Annotated in this window: 24 protein-coding genes; 9 read left to right on the forward strand and 15 right to left on the reverse strand. The window is 66.9% G+C overall.

Features of this window, described 5'->3' with window-relative positions; genetic code table 11:
- The first annotated feature begins 4 nt into the window (after positions 1-4).
- From AADZ78_RS25705 to AADZ78_RS25720, 4 genes are read left to right on the forward strand one after another with little or no spacing between them, the layout of a single operon-like run.
- Positions 5-655, forward strand: a complete 651-nt coding sequence (locus AADZ78_RS25705) for a DUF4129 domain-containing protein (RefSeq protein ID WP_085251766.1) — start codon at positions 5-7, stop codon at positions 653-655.
- The gene (locus AADZ78_RS25710) at positions 637-1,791 is read left to right on the forward strand and encodes a DUF4350 domain-containing protein (protein WP_085251765.1); all 1,155 of its coding nucleotides are present in this window, start codon (positions 637-639) and stop codon (positions 1,789-1,791) included. The genes AADZ78_RS25705 and AADZ78_RS25710 overlap by 19 nt, the downstream gene beginning before the upstream one ends.
- Complete coding sequence (locus tag AADZ78_RS25715; RefSeq protein WP_085251764.1) at positions 1,788-2,783, forward strand: AAA family ATPase; 996 nt, start codon at positions 1,788-1,790, stop codon at positions 2,781-2,783. The genes AADZ78_RS25710 and AADZ78_RS25715 overlap by 4 nt, the downstream gene beginning before the upstream one ends.
- Positions 2,784-2,836: 53 nt before the next feature.
- On the forward strand, positions 2,837-4,159 hold the full coding sequence (locus AADZ78_RS25720; protein ID WP_085251763.1) for a DUF58 domain-containing protein: 1,323 nt from the start codon (positions 2,837-2,839) through the stop codon (positions 4,157-4,159).
- Positions 4,160-4,184: 25 nt separating this feature from the next.
- Here the strand turns inward: AADZ78_RS25720 and AADZ78_RS25725 are convergent, their stop codons facing one another.
- Complete coding sequence (locus AADZ78_RS25725) at positions 4,185-5,177, reverse strand: stage II sporulation protein M (protein ID WP_085251762.1); 993 nt, start codon at positions 5,175-5,177, stop codon at positions 4,185-4,187.
- 62 nt (positions 5,178-5,239) lie between these two features.
- On the opposite strand from AADZ78_RS25725, the gene AADZ78_RS25730 reads away from it, so the two are divergent.
- Both AADZ78_RS25730 and AADZ78_RS25735 read left to right on the forward strand, forming a co-directional pair.
- The gene (locus AADZ78_RS25730; RefSeq protein ID WP_085251761.1) at positions 5,240-6,118 is read left to right on the forward strand and encodes an RDD family protein; all 879 of its coding nucleotides are present in this window, start codon (positions 5,240-5,242) and stop codon (positions 6,116-6,118) included.
- Between the two features lie 165 nt (positions 6,119-6,283).
- Positions 6,284-6,994 (forward strand): PadR family transcriptional regulator, encoded by a 711-nt coding sequence (locus AADZ78_RS25735; protein WP_085251760.1) that lies wholly within the window; start codon positions 6,284-6,286, stop codon positions 6,992-6,994.
- 34 nt (positions 6,995-7,028) lie between these two features.
- On the opposite strand, the gene glpK is transcribed toward AADZ78_RS25735, so the two are convergent.
- The 3 genes from glpK to AADZ78_RS25750 form a co-directional block, all read right to left on the reverse strand.
- A complete protein-coding gene (gene glpK / locus AADZ78_RS25740; protein ID WP_085251759.1) occupies positions 7,029-8,546 on the reverse strand; it encodes a glycerol kinase GlpK in 1,518 nt (505 codons plus the stop codon).
- A 65-nt stretch (positions 8,547-8,611) separates the two neighbouring features.
- Positions 8,612-9,049: a type II toxin-antitoxin system VapC family toxin gene (locus AADZ78_RS25745; RefSeq protein ID WP_085251758.1), complete on the reverse strand. Its 438-nt coding sequence runs from the start codon at positions 9,047-9,049 to the stop codon at positions 8,612-8,614.
- Positions 9,046-9,279, reverse strand: a complete 234-nt coding sequence (locus tag AADZ78_RS25750) for an antitoxin (protein ID WP_085251757.1) — start codon at positions 9,277-9,279, stop codon at positions 9,046-9,048. Before AADZ78_RS25750 ends, AADZ78_RS25745 begins: the two co-directional genes overlap by 4 nt.
- Before the next feature lie 81 nt (positions 9,280-9,360).
- Between AADZ78_RS25750 and AADZ78_RS25755 the strand changes: the two genes are divergently transcribed.
- Both AADZ78_RS25755 and AADZ78_RS25760 read left to right on the forward strand, forming a co-directional pair.
- Positions 9,361-10,833, forward strand: a complete 1,473-nt coding sequence (locus tag AADZ78_RS25755; RefSeq protein WP_085251756.1) for a glutamate--cysteine ligase — start codon at positions 9,361-9,363, stop codon at positions 10,831-10,833.
- A 20-nt stretch (positions 10,834-10,853) separates the two neighbouring features.
- Positions 10,854-11,546: a class I SAM-dependent methyltransferase gene (locus tag AADZ78_RS25760; RefSeq protein WP_085251755.1), complete on the forward strand. Its 693-nt coding sequence runs from the start codon at positions 10,854-10,856 to the stop codon at positions 11,544-11,546.
- Positions 11,547-11,574: 28 nt separating this feature from the next.
- Here AADZ78_RS25760 and egtE read toward each other — a convergent pair whose 3' ends face one another.
- From egtE to AADZ78_RS25815, 11 genes are all read right to left on the reverse strand, one after another.
- A complete protein-coding gene (gene egtE, locus AADZ78_RS25765; RefSeq protein WP_085251754.1) occupies positions 11,575-12,744 on the reverse strand; it encodes an ergothioneine biosynthesis PLP-dependent enzyme EgtE in 1,170 nt (389 codons plus the stop codon).
- Complete coding sequence (egtD, locus tag AADZ78_RS25770; RefSeq protein WP_085251753.1) at positions 12,741-13,706, reverse strand: L-histidine N(alpha)-methyltransferase; 966 nt, start codon at positions 13,704-13,706, stop codon at positions 12,741-12,743. Before egtD ends, egtE begins: the two co-directional genes overlap by 4 nt.
- Positions 13,703-14,404 (reverse strand): ergothioneine biosynthesis protein EgtC, encoded by a 702-nt coding sequence (egtC, locus tag AADZ78_RS25775; RefSeq protein ID WP_085251752.1) that lies wholly within the window; start codon positions 14,402-14,404, stop codon positions 13,703-13,705. Before egtC ends, egtD begins: the two co-directional genes overlap by 4 nt.
- Entirely contained in the window at positions 14,404-15,693 is a 1,290-nt protein-coding gene (gene egtB / locus AADZ78_RS25780; RefSeq protein WP_085251751.1) for an ergothioneine biosynthesis protein EgtB, read from the reverse strand. The genes egtC and egtB overlap by 1 nt, the downstream gene beginning before the upstream one ends.
- Positions 15,690-16,997, reverse strand: coding sequence for an ergothioneine biosynthesis glutamate--cysteine ligase EgtA (gene egtA / locus AADZ78_RS25785; RefSeq protein ID WP_085251750.1), 1,308 nt, complete (start codon positions 16,995-16,997; stop codon positions 15,690-15,692). Before egtA ends, egtB begins: the two co-directional genes overlap by 4 nt.
- Before the next feature lie 169 nt (positions 16,998-17,166).
- On the reverse strand, positions 17,167-18,444 hold the full coding sequence (locus AADZ78_RS25790) for an ISKra4 family transposase (protein ID WP_169726357.1): 1,278 nt from the start codon (positions 18,442-18,444) through the stop codon (positions 17,167-17,169).
- 59 nt (positions 18,445-18,503) lie between these two features.
- A complete protein-coding gene (locus tag AADZ78_RS25795) occupies positions 18,504-18,929 on the reverse strand; it encodes a DUF6788 family protein (protein WP_085251679.1) in 426 nt (141 codons plus the stop codon).
- 139 nt (positions 18,930-19,068) lie between these two features.
- Complete coding sequence (locus tag AADZ78_RS25800; protein WP_139828896.1) at positions 19,069-19,716, reverse strand: sensor domain-containing protein; 648 nt, start codon at positions 19,714-19,716, stop codon at positions 19,069-19,071.
- Positions 19,717-19,808: 92 nt separating this feature from the next.
- The gene (locus tag AADZ78_RS25805) at positions 19,809-21,257 is read right to left on the reverse strand and encodes a catalase (RefSeq protein WP_085251935.1); all 1,449 of its coding nucleotides are present in this window, start codon (positions 21,255-21,257) and stop codon (positions 19,809-19,811) included.
- Between the two features lie 139 nt (positions 21,258-21,396).
- Entirely contained in the window at positions 21,397-21,816 is a 420-nt protein-coding gene (locus AADZ78_RS25810) for a hypothetical protein (RefSeq protein ID WP_085251936.1), read from the reverse strand.
- A 115-nt stretch (positions 21,817-21,931) separates the two neighbouring features.
- Complete coding sequence (locus tag AADZ78_RS25815) at positions 21,932-22,279, reverse strand: hypothetical protein (RefSeq protein ID WP_308204493.1); 348 nt, start codon at positions 22,277-22,279, stop codon at positions 21,932-21,934.
- 353 nt (positions 22,280-22,632) lie between these two features.
- On the opposite strand from AADZ78_RS25815, the gene AADZ78_RS25820 reads away from it, so the two are divergent.
- Positions 22,633-24,081, forward strand: a complete 1,449-nt coding sequence (locus AADZ78_RS25820; RefSeq protein WP_204903297.1) for a PE family protein — start codon at positions 22,633-22,635, stop codon at positions 24,079-24,081.
- Positions 24,082-24,176 lie beyond the last annotated feature (95 nt).

Here is a 24,176-nt window from a genome sequence, read left to right on the forward strand (position 1 = left end):
GACCGTGCCCTCCATCGACATCGACCGCGATGCCGCACACGAGGCCGCGCAGCGTGAGCTCAACAAGCCGATCTATCCCAAGGATTCGCTAGCGAACCAGATCAACGACTGGATCAACGAGCTGCTCTACCGGCTGGTGGAGAAGGCCAACTCGGTATCTGGCGGGTGGCTCACCGTCACCGTGCTGATCGCCCTGCTGGTGGTCGCCGTGATCGTCGCCGTCCGCATCGCACGGCGCACCATGCGCACCAACCGTGGTGGCGACTACCAGCTTTTCGACGTCGGCCAACTGACTGCCGCCCAACACCGGGCGACGGCTGAAGGCTATGCGGCCGAAGGTAATTGGGCCGCCGCGATCCGGCACCGGCTACGCGCTGTCGCCCGCCAGTTGGAGGAGACCGGCGTGGTCACCCCGGTTGCTGGCCGTACCGCCAACGAGCTGGCCAACGACGCCGGCGCGGCATTGCCGCACCTGACAGGGGAGCTGACGCGGGCAGCGACCGCGTTCAACGACGTCACCTACGGCGAACGGCCCGGAACCCAAGCCGCCTACCAGATGATCGCCGACCTGGATGACCACATCCGGTTCCGTTCAACCGCGCCTTCGGCGGTGGCGCAGCCCGCCGCGCTCGAGTCATGGGCGCGGGTCCGGTGATCCCCGCACGCTCGGGCTCCGGACCGGCCGCTCGGCAACGGCGCCCCTGGCGCGGGGTGTTGCTCATCCTGGCCGCAATCACCGTCGTCGCCGCCATCACCACATACCTGACGGCACCGCGCCCCGGCGGCACGATGGACCCCGAATCCACCGGATCCTCAGGTGCGCATGCCCTCGTGACGCTGCTGCGCGAGCACGGCGTCGAGGTGGTGGTGGCCCGCACCATCGCCGATGTCGAGGGTTCGGCCCGGCCTGACACATTGTTGCTGGTGGCCCAGAGTCACTACCTGACCGATAACTCGGTACTGGATCGGCTGGCCAAAGCCCCTGGCGACCTGTTACTGGTGGAGCCCACATCGCGAACTCGCAGCGCCCTAACTCCGGGGCTGCGCATGGCGACCGCCGGACCATTCGACAGCCAACCGGATTGTCCGCTGCGGGAAGCGAATCGGGCCGGATCTGTGCATTTCGGGCCCGCCGACACCTATCGCGCCAAGGGCGACCTGACGCTAATCAGCTGTTACGGCGGGGCATTGGTCCGTTTTCGCGACGATGGCCGAACCATCACCGTGGTCGGCAGTAGCAACTTCATGACCAACGGGGGCCTGTTGCAGGCCGGCAACGCGGCGCTGGCGATGAACCTCGCCGGCGCCCAGCCCCGTGTCGTCTGGTACGCGCCCAACCACATCGAAGGCGAAAAGTCTTCTCCGTCATCTATTTACGACCTGATTCCAGCGAACGTGACGTGGATCGTCTGGCAGCTGTGGCTGGTGGTAATCCTGGTGGCGCTGTGGAAAGGCCGGCGGATCGGTCCGCTGGTGGCCGAGGAGTTACCCGTTGTGGTCCGCGCATCGGAGACCGTCGAAGGTCGCGCTCGGCTGTACCGGTCCCGCCGGGCCCGCGACCGCGCCGCGGAAGCACTGCGCATGGCGACCCTGCAGCGGCTGGTCCCTCGTCTCGGCATCGGCTCGAACGCGGCGCCGCCGGCGGTGGTGATGACCGTAGCCCAGCGCAGCGGGGCCGACCCGGAGTTCGTTCGATACCACCTGTTCGGTCCGCCCCCGGCCACCGACAACGATCTATTACAACTTGCCCGTACGCTCGACGAGATCGAAAGGCAGGTCACACACTCGTGACACCGTCTCCTTCCAGCCCGCAAGCCCCTGCAGCCCAGACCCCGATCGCAGCATCGGCCCGTGATGCCTTGCTGGAGTTACGCACCGAGATCGCCAAGGCCGTCGTCGGCCAGGACGGGGTGATCAGCGGCCTGGTGATCGCGCTGCTGTGTCGTGGCCACGTGCTCCTGGAAGGTGTTCCGGGAGTTGCGAAGACGCTGATGATCCGTGCCCTATCGGCCGCCTTGCAGCTGGAGTTCAAGCGGGTGCAGTTCACCCCTGACCTGATGCCCGGCGATGTCACCGGTTCGCTGGTCTATGACACCCACACCGCGGAGTTCGTGTTCCGGCCGGGTCCGGTCTTCACCAACCTGCTGCTGGCCGATGAGATCAACCGGACCCCGCCCAAGACGCAGGCTGCGCTGCTCGAGGCGATGGAGGAGCGGCAGGTCAGCGTGGAGGGTCAACCCAAGCCGCTGCCCGACCCGTTCATCGTCGCGGCGACCCAGAATCCCATCGAATACGAGGGCACCTATCAGTTGCCCGAAGCCCAACTCGACCGTTTCCTGCTCAAACTGAATGTGACGTTGCCGGCTCGCGACGCCGAGATCGCCATCCTCGGCCGCCACGCGCATGGCTTCGATCCGCGCGACCTGTCGGCGATCAAGCCGGTGGCCGGGCCGGCGGACCTGGCGGCCGGCCGCGAGGCGGTGCGCCAGGTGCTGATCGCCGATGAGGTGCTGGGCTACATCGTCGACATCGTTGGGGCGACGCGATCCTCCCCCGCGCTACAACTGGGTGTGTCACCCCGCGGGGCAACGGCACTGCTGGCCACCGCCCGGTCCTGGGCCTGGCTGTCCGGGCGCAGCTATGTCACTCCCGACGACGTGAAGGCCATGGCCCGCCCGACGCTACGCCACCGGGTGATGCTGCGCCCAGAAGCCGAGCTTGAAGGTGCCACGCCCGACGGGGTTCTGGACGGGATTTTGGCTTCGGTTCCGGTGCCTCGCTAGTGATCCCGCGCCGGCAACGATGCAGAGTGCAGCGATGAGAAGGAGCGGCGCCAATGGTCCTTAGCGGGCGCACCGGCTTGCTGGCGTTGATCGCCGTCCTGCCGATCGCGCTGTCCCCTTGGCCTGCAAGGACTTTCGCCCTAATGCTTTGGGCGTTGGCGTTGGCTGTGACCATCGACATCGTGCTGGCGGCCAGCCCGCGCAAGCTGCGCTATACCCGGTCGCCGGATAGTTCGGCCCGGCTTGGCCAGCCTGTGGATGCGGGCTTGCTGATCCACAATGGCAACCGCCGCCGGTTCCGCGGACATGTTCGCGATGCGTGGCCGCCAAGTGCGCGCACGCAGCCCCGCACCCACACGGTCCGTATCGCCGCCGGCCAGGACCAGCTGGTGGTCACGGCGTTGCGGCCGGTTCGGCGTGGCGACCAATGCGCGGCCATGGTCACGGCTCGATCGCTGGGACCGCTCGGGTTGGCGGGACGTCAGGGCTCCAAGGCGGTGCCCGGACAGGTCCGGGTGCTGCCGCCGTTCTTGTCGCGCAAGCACCTGCCGTCACGGCTGGCGAAACTTCGGGAGATCGACGGTCTGCTGCCCACGCTGATTCGCGGCCAGGGAACCGAATTCGATTCGCTGCGCGAGTATGTCGTCGGCGACGACGTCCGCTCGATCGACTGGCGTGCGACCGCGCGTCGTGCCGACGTGATGGTGCGCACCTGGCGGCCGGAACGCGATCGGCGGGTCGTCATCGTGCTCGACACCGGACGGATGGCGGCCGGTCGCGTCGGTGTGGATCCGACCGCCGCCGACCCAGCAGGCTGGCCGCGGCTGGACTGGTCCATGGACGCCGCTCTATTGCTGGCGGCGCTGGCGTCGCGGGCCGGGGATCATGTCGACTTCCTGGCCCACGACCGGGTGAGCCGGGCTGGGGTGTTCGGCGCGTCGCGCACCGAGCTGCTGGCCCAACTGGTCGGTGCCATGGCTCCGCTGCAGCCGGCGCTTGTCGAATCCGACTGGCGCGCAATGGTTGCCAACATCGTGCGACGGACCCGGCGGCGATCGCTGGTGGTGCTGCTGACCGATCTCAACGCGACCGCTCTCGAGGAGGGCCTGCTGCCGGTGCTGCCACAATTGTCGGGCAAACACCATGTATTGGTCGCCGCGGTTGCCGACCCGCGCGTGGATCAACTAGCCATCGGGCGTTCCGACGCGGCAGCGGTTTACGACGCGGCGGCCGCCGAACGAGCCCGTAATGACCGGCGTGCGATCGCGATGCGACTGCGCACGAGCGGGGTGGACGTCGTCGATGCACCGCCCACAGAGATTGCGCCCGCACTTGCCGACCGCTATCTGGCGATGAAGGCGACCGGACGGCTTTAGCCCCATTTGCCGCCGCGCGGCTGATTCAGCCGGTGGGCACCACGTCGGGCGCGTCCTCGATATCGCCTGTCTCTCCGGCCGTTACGGCGCGACGGCCGAAGTACACGACGTAGCCCAAGAACGCCGCCTCGGCAGTAAGGCCGATCGCGATACGCACAAATGTGGGCAATGGCGATGGCGTCACCATCGCTTCGATCAATCCCGAGACCAGCAATACGCCCACCAGTCCCACGGCGACCGATACGACACCGCGGCCTTGCTCGGCAAGGACCTGTCCGCGCGGCCGGTCACCGGGCGATATCACCGACCATCCCAGCCGCATCCCGACCGCGCCGGCAAGAAACACCGCCGTCAACTCGAGCAGCCCATGCGGAAGCAGCAGGCCCAGCAATAAGCCGCCCTTGCCCGCCTGGAACATCAGGCCGCCGATCACGCCCACATTGGCGGCGTTTTCGAAAAGCACAAACGGTATCGGCAGACCCAGGACGACGGACATGGCGATGCACTTGGCGGCCACCCAGGTGTTGTTCACCCAGACCTGAAGGGCGAATGCCGCAGCGGGGTGTGCGCTGTAATACGACTGAACGTCGTGGTTGACCAATTCGTCTATGTCCGTTGGCGTTCCGATGAGCGACTGCACCTCGGGACTGTTGGCCACCCAGAAACCGATAACCACTGTGACGGCGAAGAACGCTACCGCCGTCGCCAGCCACCAGCGCCAGGCACGATAGGCGACCACTGGGAAGGACACCGTCCAGAAACGAACGAACGTACTCGTCAGCGGGGCATGCGCGCCGGTGACCGCGGAGCGGGCGCGCGCCACCAGGCTCGACAGTCGAGCCGTCACCAGTGAATCCGACGACACCGATCGCAGCATCGACAGATGCGTCGACACCCGCTGATAGAGCTCGACCAGTTCATCAACCTCGGCGCCGGTCAGCGAGCGGCGTCTTTTGACCAGCTGATCAAGCCGGTCCCAGGTGGCACGGTGGGTCAGCAAGAACGCGTCGACATCCACCCTGCGGAGCCTACCCAGCGAGTGCGCGGGGCGCGGCTCGAAATACCTGTACCGTCCCAGTTATGCCAGAGGTGGTGACCGGGGACGCGGTGGTGCTTGATGTACAGATCGCGCAGCTACCGGTGCGGGCGGTGAGCGCAATCATCGACATCATCGTGATATTCGTCGGCTACATCCTGGGAATGATGCTCTGGGCAGCCTCGTTGGCTCAGTTCGACGAAGCGCTGACAATCGCATTCCTGATCATTTTCACGGTGCTGGCAATGGTCGGTTACCCCGTCGCAATAGAGACGGCAACGCGGGGCCGCTCGATAGGCAAGATCGTGATGGGCCTGCGGGTGGTATCCGACGACGGCGGCCCCGAACGCTTCCGGCAGGCGCTTTTTCGCGCGCTGGCCTCGGTGGTAGAAATCTGGATGCTGCTAGGCAGCCCCGCGGTGATCTGCAGCCTGCTGTCGCCGAAGGCCAAACGTGTCGGCGACATATTCGCCGGCACAGTCGTTGTCAGCGAACGCGGTCCCCGGCTGAGGCCGCCGCCGGCGATGCCGCCGTCACTCGCCTGGTGGGCGTCCTCGCTACAACTTTCCGGACTCACCGCGGGCCAGGCCGAGGTCGCGCGTCAATTCCTTTCCCGGGCAGCACAACTCGATCCGATGCTGCGCCAACAGATGGCATACCGGATTGCCGCCGATGTGCTGTCTCGCATCGCTCCGCCACCGCCGCCCGGTGTCCCGCCGCAATTGGTACTTGCCGCGGTGCTTGCCGAAAGGCACCGGCGCGAACTGGCCCGGCTCCGTCCGGCTATGGGTCCGATGATGCCGCAGCCGGGACCTGTTCCCTGGCCACCGGCAGGGCCTCCGCAGCAGGCACCAGCACCCATTCCGTGGCCGGAAACCGATCAGACGCCACCAACCGCGGGCGGATTCTCGCCGCCAAGGTAAGCCCTCCTATTGCGACGGTAGTCGCCAGGATGGCGACATCGGCTTCCGCCGCGGGACAGCCATCTGGCGTTGCATCGCGTTAGTTTACGATATATCGTGATACACAGTCATATATCGGAGGGCAGCGGCAAGAGGCCTTCCGCAAGAAGCGCAAGGACCACAGACATGAACACCCCATTCACTCCCCCCAGCGGGCCATTCGGCGGGCGGCCCGGTTTCGGTTTCGGTTTCGGCTTCGGGCCAGGACCTGCACAGCGGCGCGCCCTGCAGGGCGCCAAGCGCCACGCGCGGCGCGAGTTCTTCGAGCACCTCCGCGACCATGCCGACGATCACGACGGATCCTTCGGCTTTGGCCCCGGCTTCGGGCCCGGCTTCGGCCCCGGTTTCGTTTTCGGGTTCGGCCCGGGCGGCCCCCGCGGCGGTTGGCGCCGGGGCGGACGCGGACGGCGCGGCGACGTGCGGGCGGCCATCTTGGTGCTGCTGGCCGAACGGCCGATGCACGGCTACGAGATGATCCAGCAAATCGCCGAACGCAGCAATGGAATATGGCGGCCAAGCCCCGGGTCGGTGTACCCGACGCTGCAGCTACTCGACGACGAAGGCTTGATCACCGCCAGCGAGACCGACGGCAGCAAGAAGCTTTTCGAGCTGACCGACGACGGCCGCGCCGCAGCCGAAAAGGTCGAAGCCCCACCGTGGGAGGAGATCGCCGAGGGCGTCGACCCGGGCCACATCAACCTGCGCACGGCCACGCGCCAACTCTTTGGCGCGATCGCGCAATCGGCGCATACCGCCAGCTCCGAGCAGCAGCAGCGGATCGTCGACATCATTAACACTGCGCGTCGCGAGATCTACGGCATCCTCGGCGAGGACTGAACCGCGTGCCCGCGGGCATCAAGCCGGTCGGAGGCTACGAGACGTCGACCCAATCCAGGGTGCGCTGCACCGCCTTGCGCCAGCCGGCGTATCCGGCGGCACGCTCCTCGTCGTCCCACGTCGGCGTCCACCGCTTGTCCTCTTGCCAGTTGGCCCGTAGGTCGCAGGGATCGGCCCAGAAACCAACGGCCAAACCGGCCGCGTAGGCAGCACCCAATGCGGTGGTCTCGGCAACCACCGGTCGCACCACGTCCACTCCCAACACGTCGGCCTGGATCTGCATGCACAAGTCGTTGCCGGTGATGCCGCCATCTACCTTCAGCACCTCAAGGCGCACACCGGAATCCGCCTCCATGGCGTCCACCACATCGCGACTCTGATAGCAGATCGCCTCCAGCGTTGCGCGAGCCAGGTGTGCGTTGGTGTTGAACCGCGATAGCCCGACGATCGCGCCGCGGGCATCCGATCGCCAATACGGGGCGAACAACCCGGAGAACGCCGGCACGAAATAGACCCCGCCGTTGTCGGCAACCTGACGCGCCAGCGACTCGCTCTGGGCCGCGCCGCTGATGATGCCCAGCTGATCGCGCAGCCATTGCACCGCCGACCCCGTCACCGCGATCGAACCCTCAAGTGCGTACACGGGTTTGGCGTCCCCGAACTGGTAACAAACGGTGGTCAGCAGGCCGTTTTTCGATCGCACGATCGTTTCGCCGGTGTTGAGTAGCAAGAAATTGCCGGTGCCGTAGGTGTTTTTCGCCTCGCCTGCGGCCAGGCACACCTGACCGACCATGGCCGCATGCTGGTCGCCCAGGACTCCGGTGATGGGCACCCCACCCCCGACGGGCCCGGAATCCAACGTGACACCGTAGGGCTGCAGCGCCGAAGACGGCTCGATCGCGGGCAGCATCGCGCGTGGGATGGAGAAAAAGGACAGCAGCTCGTCGTCCCAGTCCAACGTCTCCAGGTTCATCAGCATGGTCCGGCTGGCGTTGGTCACATCGGTGACATGCACGCCACCGCGCGGCCCGCCCGTCAGATTCCACAACACCCAGGTGTCCGGCGTGCCGAACAGCGCGTCGCCGCTTTCGGCGGCCGCGCGCACCCCGTCGACATTCTCCAAGATCCACTGCAACTTCCCGCCCGAGAAGTACGTGGCCGGCGGCAACCCGGCCTTACGGCGGATCACGTCGCCGCGTTCGTCTCGGTCCAGCGCCGACGCGATGCGATCGGTGCGGGTGTCCTGCCAGACGATCGCGTTGTAATACGGGCGGCCGGTACGCCTATTCCATACCAGCGTGGTCTCACGTTGGTTCGTAATACCCAACGCCGCAATATCTTTCGATGAGAAGTTGGTCGTGTTCAGCACCGTAGTCAGCACCGAAGCGGTACGCTCCCAGATCTCGACCGGATTGTGTTCAACCCACCCCGCGCGAGGCAGGATCTGCTCATGCTCGAGCTGGTGGCGGGCCACCTCGGCGCCGTCGTGATCAAAGATCATGCAGCGCGTGCTGGTGGTGCCCTGGTCGATTGCGGCTATGAATTCGGCCAACTGCTCTCCTAACGGTGCTCGTCCATGATGGTCTACGCAGCTTCAGATCCTCGACGCGGACCCATTCAGTCGACGAAGGGATCGCGCACCTTGATCCCTTCGAACTTCCGGAAGTCACGGTCGTGACTCCAGATCGTGGCGACGCCGTGCTGGTGCATGAGCGCGACGAGGTGGGCGTCTGGGATGAGGTTGCCCTTGGGTTTGACGGTGCCGGCTACCCGTCGATAAGCGGACCAGAATCCGTCGATCTCGCCGACCTGCCGCACGTGTGGCTTGGAGACGAACTGCTCGATGTTGTCAACCGCGACCTCGGACGTCAGCGGCGAATCGAGCAACCTCGGATGGGTGACGATGCGTAGGTAGCCGAGGGCGACCGGCCAGAGCAGGTAAACAATGCCGGGTCCGGCCAAGAACCGCTCCACGAGCGCCTTCGCCTTGTCATGAAACGGACTGCCCCGATGCGTCGCGTAGACCAGGATGTTGACGTCGAAGGTCTCGCTCATCTTTCGATTGGCCGGTCCAGCACCGCCCCGACGGCGTCTTTGTCGTCCAGATCCACGCGCGGCCGTAGGTCGGCGGTCGCCCAGCGGATGTCCACACTCGGGTGAGGCTTGGCCGCGAGCGCTTGAGCCAGCAGTTCGGATACGAGCTGCCCCAACGGTTTGCGCTCCTCACGCTGACGCTGCTTCAACGCTCGCAGTATGTCGTCGTCGAGGTCGATCGTGGTTCGCATGCATCAGATGCTAGGCCACCTCGTATCTGATGCGTAATCCTGCTGTTGCGCAGTGGACGGTAAACCTGTTGCATCGGCTTTGTGGGCGAAGAGGTAAAGCGCACCACGTATAACCGCGCACATCGGCGGGAATACCGGCGCAAGGTGCGGCTGTGCTTGGACGTCTTCGAAACGATGCTTGCCCAGTCCAGCTTCGACGCCGACCAGCCGCTCACCGGTATGGAGATCGAGTGCAACCTCGTCGACGCGGACTATCAGCCCGCCATGTCGAATCGGTACGTGCTCGACGCTATCGGAGATCCGGCCTACCAGACCGAATTGGGCGCTTACAACATCGAATTCAATGTCCCGCCCCGCCCGCTTCCCGGACACACCGGCCTCGACTTGGAGAAGGAAGTGCGCGCCAGCCTCAACGATGCCGAGCGAAAAGCTAGCTCCAGCGGAGCTCACATCGTGATGATCGGCATCCTGCCCACGCTGATGCCGAAGCATCTGACCCAGGGCTGGATGAGCGAATCAACGCGGTACGCAGCGCTCAACAAATCCATCTTCAGTGCACGCGGCGAATATATCCCTATCAACATCTCCGGTCCGGAACCGCTGAGCTGGCAAGCCGCCTCCATCGCGCCCGAATCCGCGTGCACCAGCATGCAATTGCATCTGCAGGTAGCTCCAGCGGATTTCGCCGCCCATTGGAACGCCGCCCAAGTGCTGGCCGGCCCGCAGCTTGCGCTCGGCGCGAACTCGCCCTTCTTCTTCGGCCACCGGCTATGGTCGGAAACCCGAATCGAATTGTTCACCCAATCCACCGACACCCGGCCCGAGGAACTCAAGACCCAGGGAGTGCGCCCTCGGGTCTGGTTCGGTGAACGATGGATCACTTCGGTTCTCGATCTGTTCCAGGAGAACATCCGCTACTTTCCGTCGCTGCTACCCGAGGTGTCCGACGAGGATCCGGTCGCCGAATTGGCGGCCGGACGCACCCCGCACCTGTCGGAATTGCGCCTGCACAACGGCACCGTGTACCGGTGGAACCGGCCGGTTTACGACGTTGTGGACGGGCGACCCCATCTACGGTTGGAGAACCGGGTGTTGCCGGCCGGACCGACCGTCGTTGACATGCTGGCGAATTCGGCTTTCTACTACGGGATGGCGCACAGCCTGTCGCAGGCGGACCCACCGCTGTGGACAAGGATGAGTTTCGCTGCGGCACAGGCGAATTTCCTGGCAGCCGCCAAGCAAGGTATCGACGCCCGGCTGGCCTGGCCGGGCCTGGGCGAGGTAACCGCTCGGGAATTGGTGTTGGGCACATTGTTGCCGCTGGCCCACGAGGGATTGCGGCGACGGGGTGTCGATGCTGAAGTGCGCGACCGATTCTTGGGTGTCATCGCCGACCGTGCTCAGACCGGCCGCAATGGCGCGAGCTGGCAGGTATCCACCGTGCAGGCCCTGGAAGACGGCGGACTGAGCCGGTCCGCAGCGCTGGCGGAGATGCTGCGCCGGTACTGCGAACACATGCACGCGAACGAACCGGTCCATACCTGGCCCCTCTAACCGCGGGTAGGTTGGGAACCATGTCACCCGAGGTAATGGACTGGGACGAAGTCTATAAGGGGCAGGGCGCCTTTGAAGGTCCACCGCCGTGGAACATCGGTGAGCCACAGCCCGAACTGGCGGCGTTGATCGCGGCCGAAAAGGTCCGCAGCGACGTGCTGGACGCCGGATGCGGGTTTGCCGAGTTGTCGTTGGCGCTGGCCGCCGACGGGTACACCGTGGTGGGTATCGATATCACCCCGACGGCCATTGCGGCGGCCACCAAGGCGGCGCGGGACCGCGGGTTGACCACGGCCAGCTTCGAGCAGGCTGACATCACAGAGTTTTCCGGCTACGACGGCCGCTTTGCCACGGTGATCGACAGCACGCTGTTTCACTCGCTGCCGGTGGAGGGACGCGATGGCTATCTGCGTTCGGTACACCGCGCCGCCGCCCCGGGCGCCAGCTATTTCGTGCTGGTGTTCGCCAAGGGCGCCTTTCCCGCAGAGCTGGAAACCAAGCCCAACGAAGTCGACGAAGACGAGTTGCGAGCGGCGGTGAGCAAATACTGGGAGATCGACGAGATTCGGCCGGCATACATCCACGCCAAGATTCCCGAGATTCCACCGCAGACGCCTGGTGCGCCGGTCGTCGAATTTCCGCCGCACGGCCGCGACGAGAAGGGCCGGATGAAGCTTCCTGCCTACCTGCTGACGGCACACAAGGCCGGCTAGCGGCACCCAGGCCGGCCCGGGGGCGACCTCAATCGGAGGTCGCCGCGGTCGCTTCGCTAAGTGCTTCGGCGAACGCCTCCAGGTCCTGCGCGGTGGTGTCCACGTGCGGCGAGATCCGCAGCACAGGTGCTGTCAGCTGCAGGGGTGCTCGCCGTATTCCCGCGCAGGTGGTCACGATCCGCCGCTGCGCCAGCAGCCAGTCCCGCACCGCTGCGGGGTCGGCGCCGCCGGTCGAAGCCATCGTGGTAATTGCGCTGGGTTCTTCGACCCCTTCGACCACTCGCCAGCCGTCGAGGTCGGCCAGCACGGTGCGGGCAATGCCGCCCAGCTCCGCCAAGCGTGCCCGCACCGACTCGGGCCCGCACGCCAGGTGCTCGCCCAACGCCACCGAGTATCCGACCCGTGCCGCGACATTGGCTTCGCCGAATCCGAGTTGTTGGGCAATCGAGGATTCCGGAGCCCAATCCGGCGCTGGCAGCCTTGGCGTCAATCGCTCCATCAGTTCGGGTCGCACTGCCAGCACGCCGACGCCGCGCGGCCCGGCGATCCATTTGCGCGACGACGAGTACGCGACGTCAGCACCCACCGCGCAGTCCACCTGTCCCATGGCCTGGGCAGCATCAACGACGAGCGGCAGTCCCAGCTGGTCGCAGAGCTTCGCCACCAGCGCAAGCGGTTGCACGGTGCCGCAGTGACTGGCTACCGGAGTCAGGTGGACGAGGTCCGGCGGGTCGTCTTCCAGCTCGAACGCCGCGTCGTCAAGCGCCAACCTGCCGTCGTCGAGGGTCGGGAGCGGACGCGGGGTGAATCCGTGCGCGGCCATCATGGCCAGGTTGGGGCCGTATTCGCCCGGCAGGCAGGCCACCGTCCGGCCTTCCCCGGGCCAGCTCCCCAGCAGCAGATCCAGCGCGTGGAGCGAGCCCGTGGTGAACACCACCTCCGCATCGGGCATGCCATACAAGGTCGCAACCGCAGCTCGTCCAGCGTCGAGCACCGGTGTGGCAGCCTCGGCGGCGACGTATCCGCCGACCTCGGACTCATGCAGCGCATGCTGGGCCGTGGCCTGCAGTACCGCGAAGCTCTGGCGCGAGCATGCCGCGCTGTCCAAATGCAGCCCGGCAGCGGGCGGGCGGGCCGCCCGCCACCGGTCCGTCAGGGTGCCGCCTTGGCGCTCTGCACCGTCGCCGGCGCGGCTCACTTGGCGGCCAGCGACAAACCGAAGTCTCCGACGTCGTCGGTCCACCACCGGACGCGCCGCAGTCCCGCCCCGGCCAACTCGGCACCCACCGCGTCCGGCCGGAACTTGCACGAGACTTCGGTGAGCATCTCCTCGCCGGCGGCGAAGTCGACGGTCAAATCCAGCGCACCCACCCGTACGCGCTGGCGACGGTCGACCCGCAGCCACATCTCGATCCGCTCCTCGTCGGCATTCCAGCGGGCCAGGTGCTGATACGCGTCGACGTCGAAATCCGCGTCGAGCTCCCGGTTGATCACGGCCAGCACATTGCGGTTGAACCGCGCCGTCACGCCGGCGGCATCGTCATAGGCCCGTACCAGCCGACCAGCATCCTTGACCAGGTCAGTGCCCAGCAACAGAGCGTCTCCCGGCCGCATCACCGCGGCCAACGTCGCGAGAAACTCCGCGCGCGGCCCGGGCGTCAGGTTACCGATCGTCGACCCCAAGAACACGAACAGCCGGCGCCCGCCGACTGGAATCTCGGTCAGATGTTCCTCGAAATCGCCACAGACGGCCTTGATCTCGACGCCTGCGTATTCGCGCTGAATCGCACCCGCGGTCGCCGACAGCACGCTGGCATCGACGTCGAACGGCACGAATCTGCGCAACGATCCGCGGTCCCGCAGCGCATCCAGCAGCATCCGGGTCTTTTCCGACGTGCCGCTGCCCAGCTCAACCAGGGTGTCTGCGGCGCTGGCCGTGGCAATTTCGGCCGACCGGGCGCGCAGGATTGCGGCCTCGGCGCGCGTCGGGTAATACTCCGGCAACCTGGTGATCTGATCGAACAGGTCACTGCCCACCGAGTCGTAGAACCACTTGGGCGGCAACGATTTCGGTGTCTGCTGTAGGCCTTCGAACACGTCGCGGCGCAATGCGTGGTACGCGGAGTCCTCAGCGAGATGGTTGGACAGCGACAGCGTCATTGGGTTCCCTTCGGGTGGTCGAGTGCGGTCAGCTTGACACCATCCGCGGTGACTTCGACATAGTGGCGGTCCGGTACGTCTTCCCAATCCGGGTCGTCGTCGTAGGGTTCGCTGGCCAGCACCACGCCATCGTCGCGGCGCAAGATGCACAAGGTGTCACCCCAGGTGGTAGCGACAAGTCGGGAACCGTTGGCGGCCAGTATGTTTAGCCGGGCAAGCGGGTCGGCCGCCCCGAGCTCGACGATCGTGTCGCCCAGCGCGCCCATCCCACGATCGAAGATCGTGGCTGCCAATATTGCGCTGTCGCAAACTGATTCGGCGGAGAAGCTGGTCGGCAGCAGCGCACGGTCGACCACACCGTTATGCGACAACAGCCAGTGACCGTCGGTGAATGGCGCGGCCGCACTGACTTCGATCGGCATCCCGACGGTCGCCGAACGCACGGCCGCTACCACGCAGTGGCTGCGCAGGGCTGGCGCGACCGATTCGAACGAAGCCTCCCCCCACAACGGCGTCGAGCTGCGCCAGCGCCGGGGTATAGCGCCGTCGAAGAACCCGACGCCCCAGCCGTCGGCGTTCATCAACCCGTGCTTTTGCCGGCGCGGGGCATACGACTGCACCCGCAAGCCCTGCGGCGGATCCAGTACGAGCGAGGAAAGCGTGACTTCGGCCCCGAGCCATCCCAAGTGACGGCACATCAGCTGGGATCCTCAACCGACCACGCCAACCGAACACCGGAGAAAATTTGACGACGGTACGGGTGATCCCAGTTTCGGAAGCTGGGCCGCAGTATGGCCGGCTCCACCGCCCACGATCCACCACGCAGCACCCGGTAATCGCCGTCAAAGAATGGCTGTGAGTAGCGCTCGTAGATCATCGGGACGAACCCGGGCCAGGGTCGCAGCGATGAGCTGGTCCATTCCCAGACGTCGCCGAGCATCTGTTCGACCCCATACGCCGAAGCTCCGGCCGGGTAGGCGCCAACGGTCGCGGGCCGCAACCCCGCGCCACCCAAGTTGGCGTGCGCGTCCGACGGCTGCGCATCACCCCACGGGTAGCGACGCCTGGAGTTGGTCGACGGATCCCACGCGCAGGCCTTCTCCCATTCCGCCTCGGTGGGCAGCCGGGCACCGGCCCACGCCGCATACGCCTCGGCCTCGAAGTAGCTGACATGCTGCACCGGCTCATCGGCGGGAAGGTCCTCGACATGGCCGAACCGGGTACGCATGCGCGCGTCGGAACTCCAGAACTGCGGCGCGGTCAAACCCGCGGCCTGGCGGTGCTGCCAGCCACGGGTGGACCACCACCGCGGCTGCGTGTAGCCGCCGTCGGAGATGAAGTCTTGCCACTCGCCGTTGGTGACCGGCACCCGGCCAATCCGGAATGCCGGCACGTCCACGACGTGAGCGGGACGTTCGTTGTCCAACGAGTACGGCTCGCTCGCCGCGTCCACGCCCAGCACGAACGGGCCGCCGGGCACCAACACCGAGGTCCCAGCCACGCCCGCCCGGCCGGGGGGCAGGGCCGAGGTCTCACGCAACAGCGGCGGGCCGGAACGCAGATTCAATGCTTGCAGCATGGTCTCGTCGTGCTGGTTTTCGTGGCTGATGACCAGCGCGAATTCGAAGTCGCCGGCATCTTCGGGCAATGCGTCGAGGGCATCCAGGGCGGCGGAGCGGACCGTCTGGCAATATGACCGGGCCTGGTCCGGTGACAGCAGCGGCAAATCGATCCGGCTCGCGCGGGAATGCTCGAACGCGTCATAGAGACCTTCGACGGCCACCGGCAACAACCCGGGCCGGCCCGGATCCCCGCCGCGCAACAGCCACAACTCTTCCTGCTGACCGATGTGCGCCAGGTCCCACACCAGTGGGCTCATCAACGGGTCGTACTGCCGACACAGCTCGGCGTCGTCGAAATCGACCAGGCGCAACGTCCGCGCGCGCGCCCGGTCCAGGTCGCACGCAACCCTTTCCCGTGAGGTCACGACCCCCCTTGCGCTAGCCGTGCGAGCCGCGAAACTGTAGCCGCGATGCCATATTCGAACACCCGGTCGGAGAAATCGTCCGCGGGACATCGGCCTTGCTCGACGTATCGCATCAGGCGTTGCATCGGGTCGGTCAGTTCGGGGGGCATCCGCCGCGCGGCGATGGCCAGACATCGGTTGGCCGCCGTGTAGAGACGTCTGTCGTCCAATCCGATCCGGGCGGCGATGTCCCAGGCCGTGGCAACCGGTTCGACGGCCTCGGCCGCCAGGTCGGCCGCGTCCGGGTCGTCGAGCAACGTCACCAGGGTGAACACCACCGCGGGCCACACGGCGTCGGGCAGGCTGTCGAGGTAACGGACTTCCAGCCACTGCCGGGGCCGCACCGGAGGGAACAGCGTGGTCAGGTGGTATTCCAGATCAGCGGCGGTAGGGCGGCGATCGCCGAGCAGAACCAAGCCGTCGACCCAGTCGGTGAACGGCACATAGTGCGTGACCGCGAATGTGTCTTGAGCATCCGGGCTGCGCACCATCATCACCGGCGCCTTCAGGGCATACCGCGCCCAGTCGGTACCCGGATCGTCGCCGCTGGCACCGAGAATTGGCCCGCAGCGCGCCGAGTCCATCTGGCCCCACACCCGTTGTCGGGTGGATTGCCACCCGGAAAACTCGCCGGTCAGCATCGGCGAGTTGGCCGCGATCGCGATCATCGTCGGGCCCAGCGCATGCGCCAGCCGCACCCGCGCCGCCCAGCCGGCCTGGGGTCCGGCGTCCAGATTGACCTGGATTGAGGCTGTCGATGTCATCATCGCCGCGCCCGCGGCGCCGGTGTGGCTAGCGGCGAAGAACTGCTCCATGGCGCGATAACGCGCACCCGGATTGACCCGCAGCTGCGGCCGCAGCGGATCCGCGCCCAGAAAAACCAAGCCCAGCCCGGCGTTGGCGAACGCCGAACGCAGCACCGTCTGGTCGCGGTTCATGGCATCGATGGCCGGCAGTACGCCATCGACAGGCGGACCGGACAGTTCCACGGCGCCGCCGGGTTCCACGCTGACCACGCTGCCGCCTGGTAGCGGGCTCAGCCACTCGAGGACATCGGTTATTTCATCCCACCTCGGCCGACGAAACGGATCGGCCGGGTCGAAGCAGTGCGCCTCCATTTCCAGACCAACGCGGCCCAGCGAGCCATCGACCAGGCAGCCGTCAGCTATGTACTGCGCCGCGGCCGACGAATCGACTATCTCCGCTTCGAGCGGGCGAACGCGATCCAGTTGCGCGGCCGCGGCTGTGATGGCGGCGAACGTCATATCACGATCCCTCCGGGCACGGAGCCTGCGCAGCTATCGGGACGATAACCGCCAACACTTCATCTTCCAGATCGCACCGACATATTCCCGAACGTAGTGGCCGCACGGGGTGTGCGACAGATTTATAGGTAATCGAAGTTGATCTTGAGTTGAACCGTTGGCCTGCTGGTCATGCGGTGGCGTGGGCGGCGATCTGGTTGTGCGGCTGGGTCCAGATGCGGTCGAAGCGACCGCTGGCCTGTTGGCAGCGCAGGGTGAGGATGCCGGTGGCGCCGGGGATGTTCCAGCGCATGCCGGACAGTTTCAGTCGCTGGCCGACGAGGGATTTGCAGCCGGCCTCGACGACTCCGGAGCCGACGAACATGCCGTGTGCGCGGAAGTAGGCGTAGCGCATCCGGTGGGCGTTGGTCTTGAAGTACGGCAGTGCTCTTGCCGTCTGGTGGGCGGTGTCGTCTGGTAGTTGCGGCAGGAGCCGCTCGGTTTGGGTGACCAGGGTTTCGATGTCGCCGGCGTCGAGGTCGGCCAGGCGGGCGGCCAACCAGTCCAGGTGCTCATCGCCGAGGACGCCGGTGAGGTGCGCGGCGAGGGCGTGCAGGTGTTCGCGGGCGTGGTAGAGGTCCACGATCGGGGTGGCCGCGGGCAGGATCGCGGTGGCCAGGTTCCAGATCCAGGGCGCGCCGTCGCCGAGGACGACCAGTTGGCGGATGGCATCGGCGCCGCGGCGGCGGGCCTCGGCCGCCACCAGGGTGGTGAATTCGGCCACGGGGGCGAAGCTGGCCAGGTAGCTGGTGGAGTCCGGGTCGCGCACTGGCCGGCCGTCGGTGTCGACGGTGGTCTGGGTGAACAGGGCGGCGAGTTTGACCTCGCGGGTGCGGGCCCGCCCGTCGGGGGCCTTGCCGGCACGCCCGGTGGTGGCGGCGGGCACCATCGGCACGCCGGTGCCGTCGATGGCGAGGTAGAGCTTGTCGGGCAGCACCGCCGGTGGCAGCACGCGCACCCGGCGGGCCGCGATGGCGGCCGACTCGGCGGCGATGCGCGCCGCGACGGCGGCACCGTCGTTTTCGGCGCTGCGTTCGATCCGCTTGGGGTTCAACCGGATTCCGGCCAGCTCAGCGAGCAGGTCGGACGCGGTGGCGAACGGTTGCGCGGCCCCGGCGCGGGCCACCATCCGGCGCAGTCCCGGCGACAGCGACGCCCCGGTAACACCGAGCACGTCGTCACGCGGAACGAGGCCGCGCCCGCACCCGCCGCAGTGGTAGTAGGCGCGGCGCAGTTCGACCGGCCCCAGCACGGTCTGGATCGTCTTGGTCCGGTAGCCGACGAACTCGGCCGCATGACCTGCACTGCAGTCGATCCGGGGTCCGCGGTGGCCGGTGTCGGCGGCCAGCAATCGGCCTAGCAGCGAGGCACCGAGCCGGGTCATCGCGGTGCGGATCGCCAGCTCCACGGCCTCCAAATCCTCCCCTGAGGTACCCAGCGACCGCACGGCCAGCGCGGCCAGCCGGTCTACCTCGGCCGCGAACTCCGCTTCGAGCGCCTCTCGGAGCCCCCTTTTTCGGCCTGCGTGTCGACCGTGGACGAAACCGTGCCGGCCGCACCGGGCGGGCGCGCCTCACAGATGGCTTCGTTGACCGCCACGATCTGCTCGCTCACCGCCGCGAAGCGGTGGTAATTGGCCAGCTCGGCGCGCACCTTGTCCACCTCCTCGGCCGACAACTGCCGCCCCTTGGTACCGCGCCCGGCCACGGTGCGCGTCCACAGATACCGCGGCCCGTGCCCGGGGTGATCCGGTTGCGCGCACGCGCAGTTGGGTTTCCCGCAGCGACGGTAGTTCTCGCTGATCGAGCCGCGCCGGAAATCGCCCGTCGCGGCCAGCTGCTCGTAGAGCCTGGTCCGCTGCCCCTCCAGATCGTCCAACGACGGATCCACCATCCACGCTCCTAGTCTGGTTGTTTATACCACAACCAGACTATCGCGCCACCAGCCGCAATCCCGAGCACCTACATTCGTGTCGCACACCCGGCCGCACGGGGTAAACGAGTACCCAAATTACCGCCCGCAAGTAGCCCAGTTACTGGCCCAGCGTGTTCTGCATCGCGCCAGCCAGCACGTTCACCGCGGGACCGGCGTTGCCAGACTGGCAGACCTTGGCCTGCAGCAACACATTTTCGCGCAGCCGGGTTTGATCGAAGCAGCGACGATCGGTGCCCGCTTCTTGTTTGGTCCACGCGGAATCCGCAGCGCCGGGTGGCCCGCCGGCGAACGACCACACCTGGGTGATTCCGTTGTCCAAGTGCATCGCGGTGGTCTGCCCTGAGCAACCCGCGGTCCGGTCGACAACACGGTGGAAGGCCCGGTCGGCGGCGTCGTTGGTAGCGAACACCCCAACCGCCTGCTTGACGTAGTGGGTTTGGTCGGTGGCCGACGTCTGCGTGGTCGCTCCGTTGAACGACGCCAGGTCGGGATCGTTGTACACCTCGGGCAGCCCGATGTCCGCCCAGTTGTTGCACACCGGCTCGTCGACCCAAAACGCCTGGAAGGGCTCGGTGAACACCGACTCCCACCCCATTGGGCCGCCGACGATATTGCCGACCGATCCTCTGCCGAGGACCGCGTAGTTCACCACTCCCGGCTCCGACGGGTTCGCAGCGGCAATCGGCACTGCGAGCATTCCGGCGATACCCAGGCCGCAGCTCAACACCGCGGCGGTGACGCGCATCGTCATGGCCCGATCATGCCAGGCGCGACGAACGTCGAGTTGTCAGGCCGAAATGCGTCGTCCAAACCGCCCAACAGCTCGACGTTGGACGCCTAGCTCAGATTGGCCCGAACCCCCTCCTCGACTTTCTTGCCAAGATCGGCGTCTACGTTGCGCCAGTACTCGAACACCCGCGACAGCACCGGCTCCTTCACACCCTTGGAGACGTGTCCAATAATGTTGTGCGCCAAACGGTCCCGCGCGTCATCGTCGAGCACCTCACGGACCATGGTGCCGGCCTGCCCCCAGTCGTCGTCCTCGGCCCGCAGCGTGTACGCGGCCCGGATCATCTCACCGTCGGCGTACCAGCGCACCTCGGCGGCGCGTGCCGGGTCGGCTTGCGGGCCACCGTAGGAGTTGGGCGCATAGACCGGATCCGAGACGTTGTGGATGCGCATTGCCCCGTCTTTGGAGTAGCTGTGCACCTCTACTTTCGGCGTATTGACCGGTATCTGCTTGTAATTGGTCCCCAGCCGGGCACGGTGTGCATCGGCGTAGGAGAAGCCGCGAGCCAGCAGCATCTTGTCCGGACTGAGGCCGGTGCCGGGCACGATGTTGTTGGGCTCGAAGGCGGCCTGCTCGATCTCGGTGTGGTAGTCGGTGACGTTGCGGTCGAGCGTCAGCCTGCCGACTTCGATCAACGGATAGTCGCCGTGCGGCCACACTTTGGTCAGATCGAACGGGTTGAAGCGGTAGGTCTTGGCCTCCTCGAACGGCATGATCTGCATCTTGAGCGTCCAGCTCGGGTACTCACCACGCTCAATGGCCTCGTAGAGATCCCGCTGGTGGTAGTCACCGTCTTCGCCGGCAAGGCGGTCGGCCTCCTCCTGAGTCAAGAAGTCGGCGCCCTGATCGGTCTTGAAGTGGTACTTCACCCAGAAGATCTCGCCGGCGGAGTTGATCCAGCTGTAGGCGTGACTGCTGTAGCCGTTCATATGCCGCCAGCTCTTGGGGATGCCCCGGTCACCCATTAGCCAAGTCACCTGATGCGCCGACTCGGGCGAGAGAGTCCAGAAGTCCCACTGCATGTTGTGGTCGCGCAGATTGGTTGCCGCCATGCGCTTCTGCGACCGGATGAAGTGCTGGAACTTCAGCGGATCGCGCACGAAGAAGATCGGCGTGTTGTTGCCGACCATGTCGAAGTTGCCCTCCGCCGTATAGAACTTCAGCGCGAAGCCGCGCGGATCCCGCCAGGTGTCTGGGCTGCCACGCTCACCGGCAACCGTGGAGAACCGGATCAGTGTGTCGGTCTTGGTACCCGGCTGAAAAACCGCGGCGCTGGTGTACTTGCTGACGTCGTTGGTCACCTCGAAGTGGCCGAACGCGCCGCCGCCCTTGGCGTGCGGTTGACGTTCCGGGATGCGTTCCCGGTTGAACATGGCCATCTGCTCGATGAGGTAGTGGTCCTGCAGCAGAATCGGGCCATCGGGTCCGATCGTCAACGACTGATCGTCACTGGGTGCGGGGCCGCCGCCGTCAGTGGTGGTGTAGCGTTTCGTCATTCGCTATCTCCTCCTTGCCGAATAAGGTTAGGTATCAAGCGCTTTCAGTGCGCTACCGCGCAACTAGGCATCACAGTAGAGCCAGCGATCGCGCGACACAGCGGTCACGCCAACCGAGAAAATGATCAAAGTCCGGCCGCTAGCGTCCGGGCGGACTAGTGGGGAGAGTGGCCGGACCCGTTGTCGGCGGCGGAACGGGAACGGAACCGCCGGGACCAACTACCCCAGGGGGCGGTGGGCCGGGTAGGAACCCAGGACCGATACCCGCAGGCGGAGGTCCTCCCTGGAACCAGTACCACCCGGCCCCTGGACCGGAACCACCGGGGCCTCCGGAACCTCCAGTTCGGAATATGCCGAAGTGATGGCGGTGGTGATGGCATTTGCCGCCCCCGGCCACTATCGCACCGGCGAAGAATATCGTCGACGCGATGAAAACAATCCCGGCGATGATCACCACCCAGGCTGCGGCCCGGTACAGCCGGGACGGCTTCTCCCATGCCGGCGGCGGTGGAGGCGGAGCTGTTGCGACGGGGGCTGGGGGTTCCGGTGTTTCGCTCATATCTTTGAATATCCACTCAAGCCGGTATGACCGTAAAGGGTTCCGACGACAAAGTTGTCATGAATTGACGTAGCCCGGTGCTCTGCTGAACACCGGGCGCGTAGGTATGGGTGCGCTACCGACCGGGTGTCGGCGAGGGCGCGATCGATGGCGCAACCGACGTCGGCACCTGCCCGGGTCCGGCCGGCCCGGTACCAGGATTGACCGCCGGTGCACCGGTATCTGGAAGACGGTGCATCATCCCATGCTTGAAGTGATGCCGGTGGTGATGGCCGCCGTGCCCGGTGAGCATGCCCAGCCGGAAGCCGGTGAAGAAGATGACCGAGACGATGAACACGATCCCGGCAACGATGACTACCCAGGCTGCGGCTTTGAAGACCTTGGGGGTCTGGTACGCCGGTGGATTTGCCGTCGGTGGTGGCGGTGGTGCTACTGCGGTAGAAGTTTCACTCATGAGACGCATGATGCCTGGGCAAACAATAGTCGCGGCTATGCGTTACTTATGTAGCAGCTGTGAGCCCAACTCTCGTTGGCGAAGCTGTAGCTGCCGTTATCATTTTCGGCGTGTCGTCGCGGTGCTCTCGGCGACCGACAGTACGCACCGCGCCAGGCGACCGGGGTGTCGTCGGTGGCGTCCGGCGCGGGCGCGGGCGGATCAGGTTCTTCGGGCTGAGCTTATGAGTTTTCTATGAGGTTATGTAGCGCGACATCGATCGTCTGACACGGCGCGTACCTTGCTTTCGTTGTTCCGACGGCCGGGGAACCGCCGGGGCCTAGTAAATAACCGCGTGACGGGTTTGCTAATGGGGGGTTGACATGTCGTATGTGATTGCGGCGCCGGAGATAATGGCGGCGGCGGCAACGGATCTGGCCCGAATCGAATCGGCGCTCAGCACGGCCAACGCGGCCGCGATGGCTCAGACGACGTCACTGCTTGCGGCGGGCGCCGATGAGGTGTCGGTCGCAGTCGCGGCGCTGTTTTCCGCCCACGGCCAGGGGTATCAGGCGCTCAGTGCGCAGGCGGCGGCGTTTCATGACCAGTTCATGCGGGCTCTGGCCGCGGGGGCGGGCTCGTATGCCAGTGCGGAGGCCGCGTCCGCCACGCCTATGCAGGAGCTGCTCAATCTGATCAATGCCCCATTCGTGACGCTGACCGGGCGCCCGCTGATCGGCAACGGCGCCAACGGGGCCCCGGAAAGCGGGGCCAATGGCGGGGCCGGCGGGTGGTTGATCGGCAACGGCGGCGCCGGCGGGTCCGGTGCCACCGCTGTTGGCGACGGTAAGGCCGGCGGTAACGGCGGGCCCGCCGGGCTGTTCGGCAACGGCGGGGCAGGCGGGGCCGGCGGGAACTCACTGAGCGGCACCGGCGGGGCCGGCGGCCGTGGCGGCGACGCCATGCTGTTCGGCAACGGCGGCCCCGGCGGGGCCGGCGGGTGGGCAGGGGGCACTGCCCAAGTCGCCGGGGCCGGCGGGGCCGGCGGCAACGCCGGTTCGCTCTTCGGCGCCGCCGGGACCGGCGGCGTCGGAGGGTCCGCCACAGACACCGGCGGTGACGGCGGGCCCGGCGGGGCCGGCGGGGCCGGCGGGATGTTCGCCAGCGGCGGGGCCGGCGGGGCCGGCGGGTCTGGCGGCAACACCGACGGTGACGGCGGGGCCGGCGGGGCCGGCGGGGCCGGCGGGCTGTTCGGCGCCGGCGGTGACGGCGGGGCCGGCGGGGCTGGCGGGACCACCGCCACCGGCGGGGCCGGCGGGGCCGGGGGCAACGCCGGCATGCTCTCGGTCGGTGCCGCCGGCGGCGCCGGCGGCAGCGGCGGGTCCGGGGACGGTATCGGCGGTGACGGCGGGGCCGGTGGGACCGGCAGCTTAATCTTGGGCGCCGGCGGCGCCGGCGGCGCCGGCGGCAGCGGCGGGACCACCGTTAGCCCCGGCATCGGCGGGGCCGGCGGGTTAGGTGGGGCCGGCGGCTTAGTCATAGGCTCTGGCGGCAGCGGCGGCGCCGGCGGGTTCGGCACCATCACCGGCGGGGCCGGCGGGGCCGGCGGCAAGCCCGGACTGATTGGCAACGGCGGTGACGGGGGTGCCGGAGGCGACGGCGGCATCGGCGGCGGCGCCGGTGGGGCCGGCGGCAACGCCGTGCTGATCGGCAACGGCGGCAACGGCGGCAACGGCGGTGGCTTCGGGCCCGTCAAGGGCAACGGCGGCACCGGCGGCACCGGCGGGCTGCTGCTCGGCCTGAACGGGATCAACGGGACGAAGGGCGTATAGCCACGGGGCCCTCGGGGCCCGCGCGCATCGCAGGTCGCGCGCGATTAATTGACCTGATGAGCTACTGCGCGTGTCGTCACGCCAAGCCTTCAACT

Origin of the sequence: Mycobacterium riyadhense, assembly GCF_963853645.1 — a bacterium.
In the GTDB taxonomy this organism is placed as follows: Bacteria; Actinomycetota; Actinomycetes; order Mycobacteriales; family Mycobacteriaceae; genus Mycobacterium; species Mycobacterium riyadhense.

Coding starts and splice junctions, on each gene's coding strand:
- AADZ78_RS25745 (WP_085251758.1), bottom strand. CDS start 9,049: ATGAGCGAGACCTTCGACGTCAACATCCTGGTCTACGCGACGCATCGG.
- AADZ78_RS25795 (WP_085251679.1), bottom strand. CDS start 18,929: ATGGTGGATCCGTCGTTGGACGATCTGGAGGGGCAGCGGACCAGGCTC.
- AADZ78_RS25805 (WP_085251935.1), bottom strand. CDS start 21,257: ATGACGAAACGCTACACCACCACTGACGGCGGCGGCCCCGCACCCAGT.
- AADZ78_RS25730 (WP_085251761.1), top strand. CDS start 5,240: ATGCCAGAGGTGGTGACCGGGGACGCGGTGGTGCTTGATGTACAGATC.
- AADZ78_RS25810 (WP_085251936.1), bottom strand. CDS start 21,816: ATGAGCGAAACACCGGAACCCCCAGCCCCCGTCGCAACAGCTCCGCCT.
- AADZ78_RS25735 (WP_085251760.1), top strand. CDS start 6,284: ATGAACACCCCATTCACTCCCCCCAGCGGGCCATTCGGCGGGCGGCCC.
- egtA (WP_085251750.1), bottom strand. CDS start 16,997: ATGACGTTCGCCGCCATCACAGCCGCGGCCGCGCAACTGGATCGCGTT.
- AADZ78_RS25815 (WP_308204493.1), bottom strand. CDS start 22,279: ATGCGTCTCATGAGTGAAACTTCTACCGCAGTAGCACCACCGCCACCA.
- egtD (WP_085251753.1), bottom strand. CDS start 13,706: ATGACGCTGTCGCTGTCCAACCATCTCGCTGAGGACTCCGCGTACCAC.
- AADZ78_RS25720 (WP_085251763.1), top strand. CDS start 2,837: ATGGTCCTTAGCGGGCGCACCGGCTTGCTGGCGTTGATCGCCGTCCTG.
- egtC (WP_085251752.1), bottom strand. CDS start 14,404: ATGTGCCGTCACTTGGGATGGCTCGGGGCCGAAGTCACGCTTTCCTCG.
- AADZ78_RS25710 (WP_085251765.1), top strand. CDS start 637: ATGGGCGCGGGTCCGGTGATCCCCGCACGCTCGGGCTCCGGACCGGCC.
- AADZ78_RS25750 (WP_085251757.1), bottom strand. CDS start 9,279: ATGCGAACCACGATCGACCTCGACGACGACATACTGCGAGCGTTGAAG.
- AADZ78_RS25820 (WP_204903297.1), top strand. CDS start 22,633: ATGTCGTATGTGATTGCGGCGCCGGAGATAATGGCGGCGGCGGCAACG.
- AADZ78_RS25760 (WP_085251755.1), top strand. CDS start 10,854: ATGTCACCCGAGGTAATGGACTGGGACGAAGTCTATAAGGGGCAGGGC.
- AADZ78_RS25800 (WP_139828896.1), bottom strand. CDS start 19,716: ATGCGCGTCACCGCCGCGGTGTTGAGCTGCGGCCTGGGTATCGCCGGA.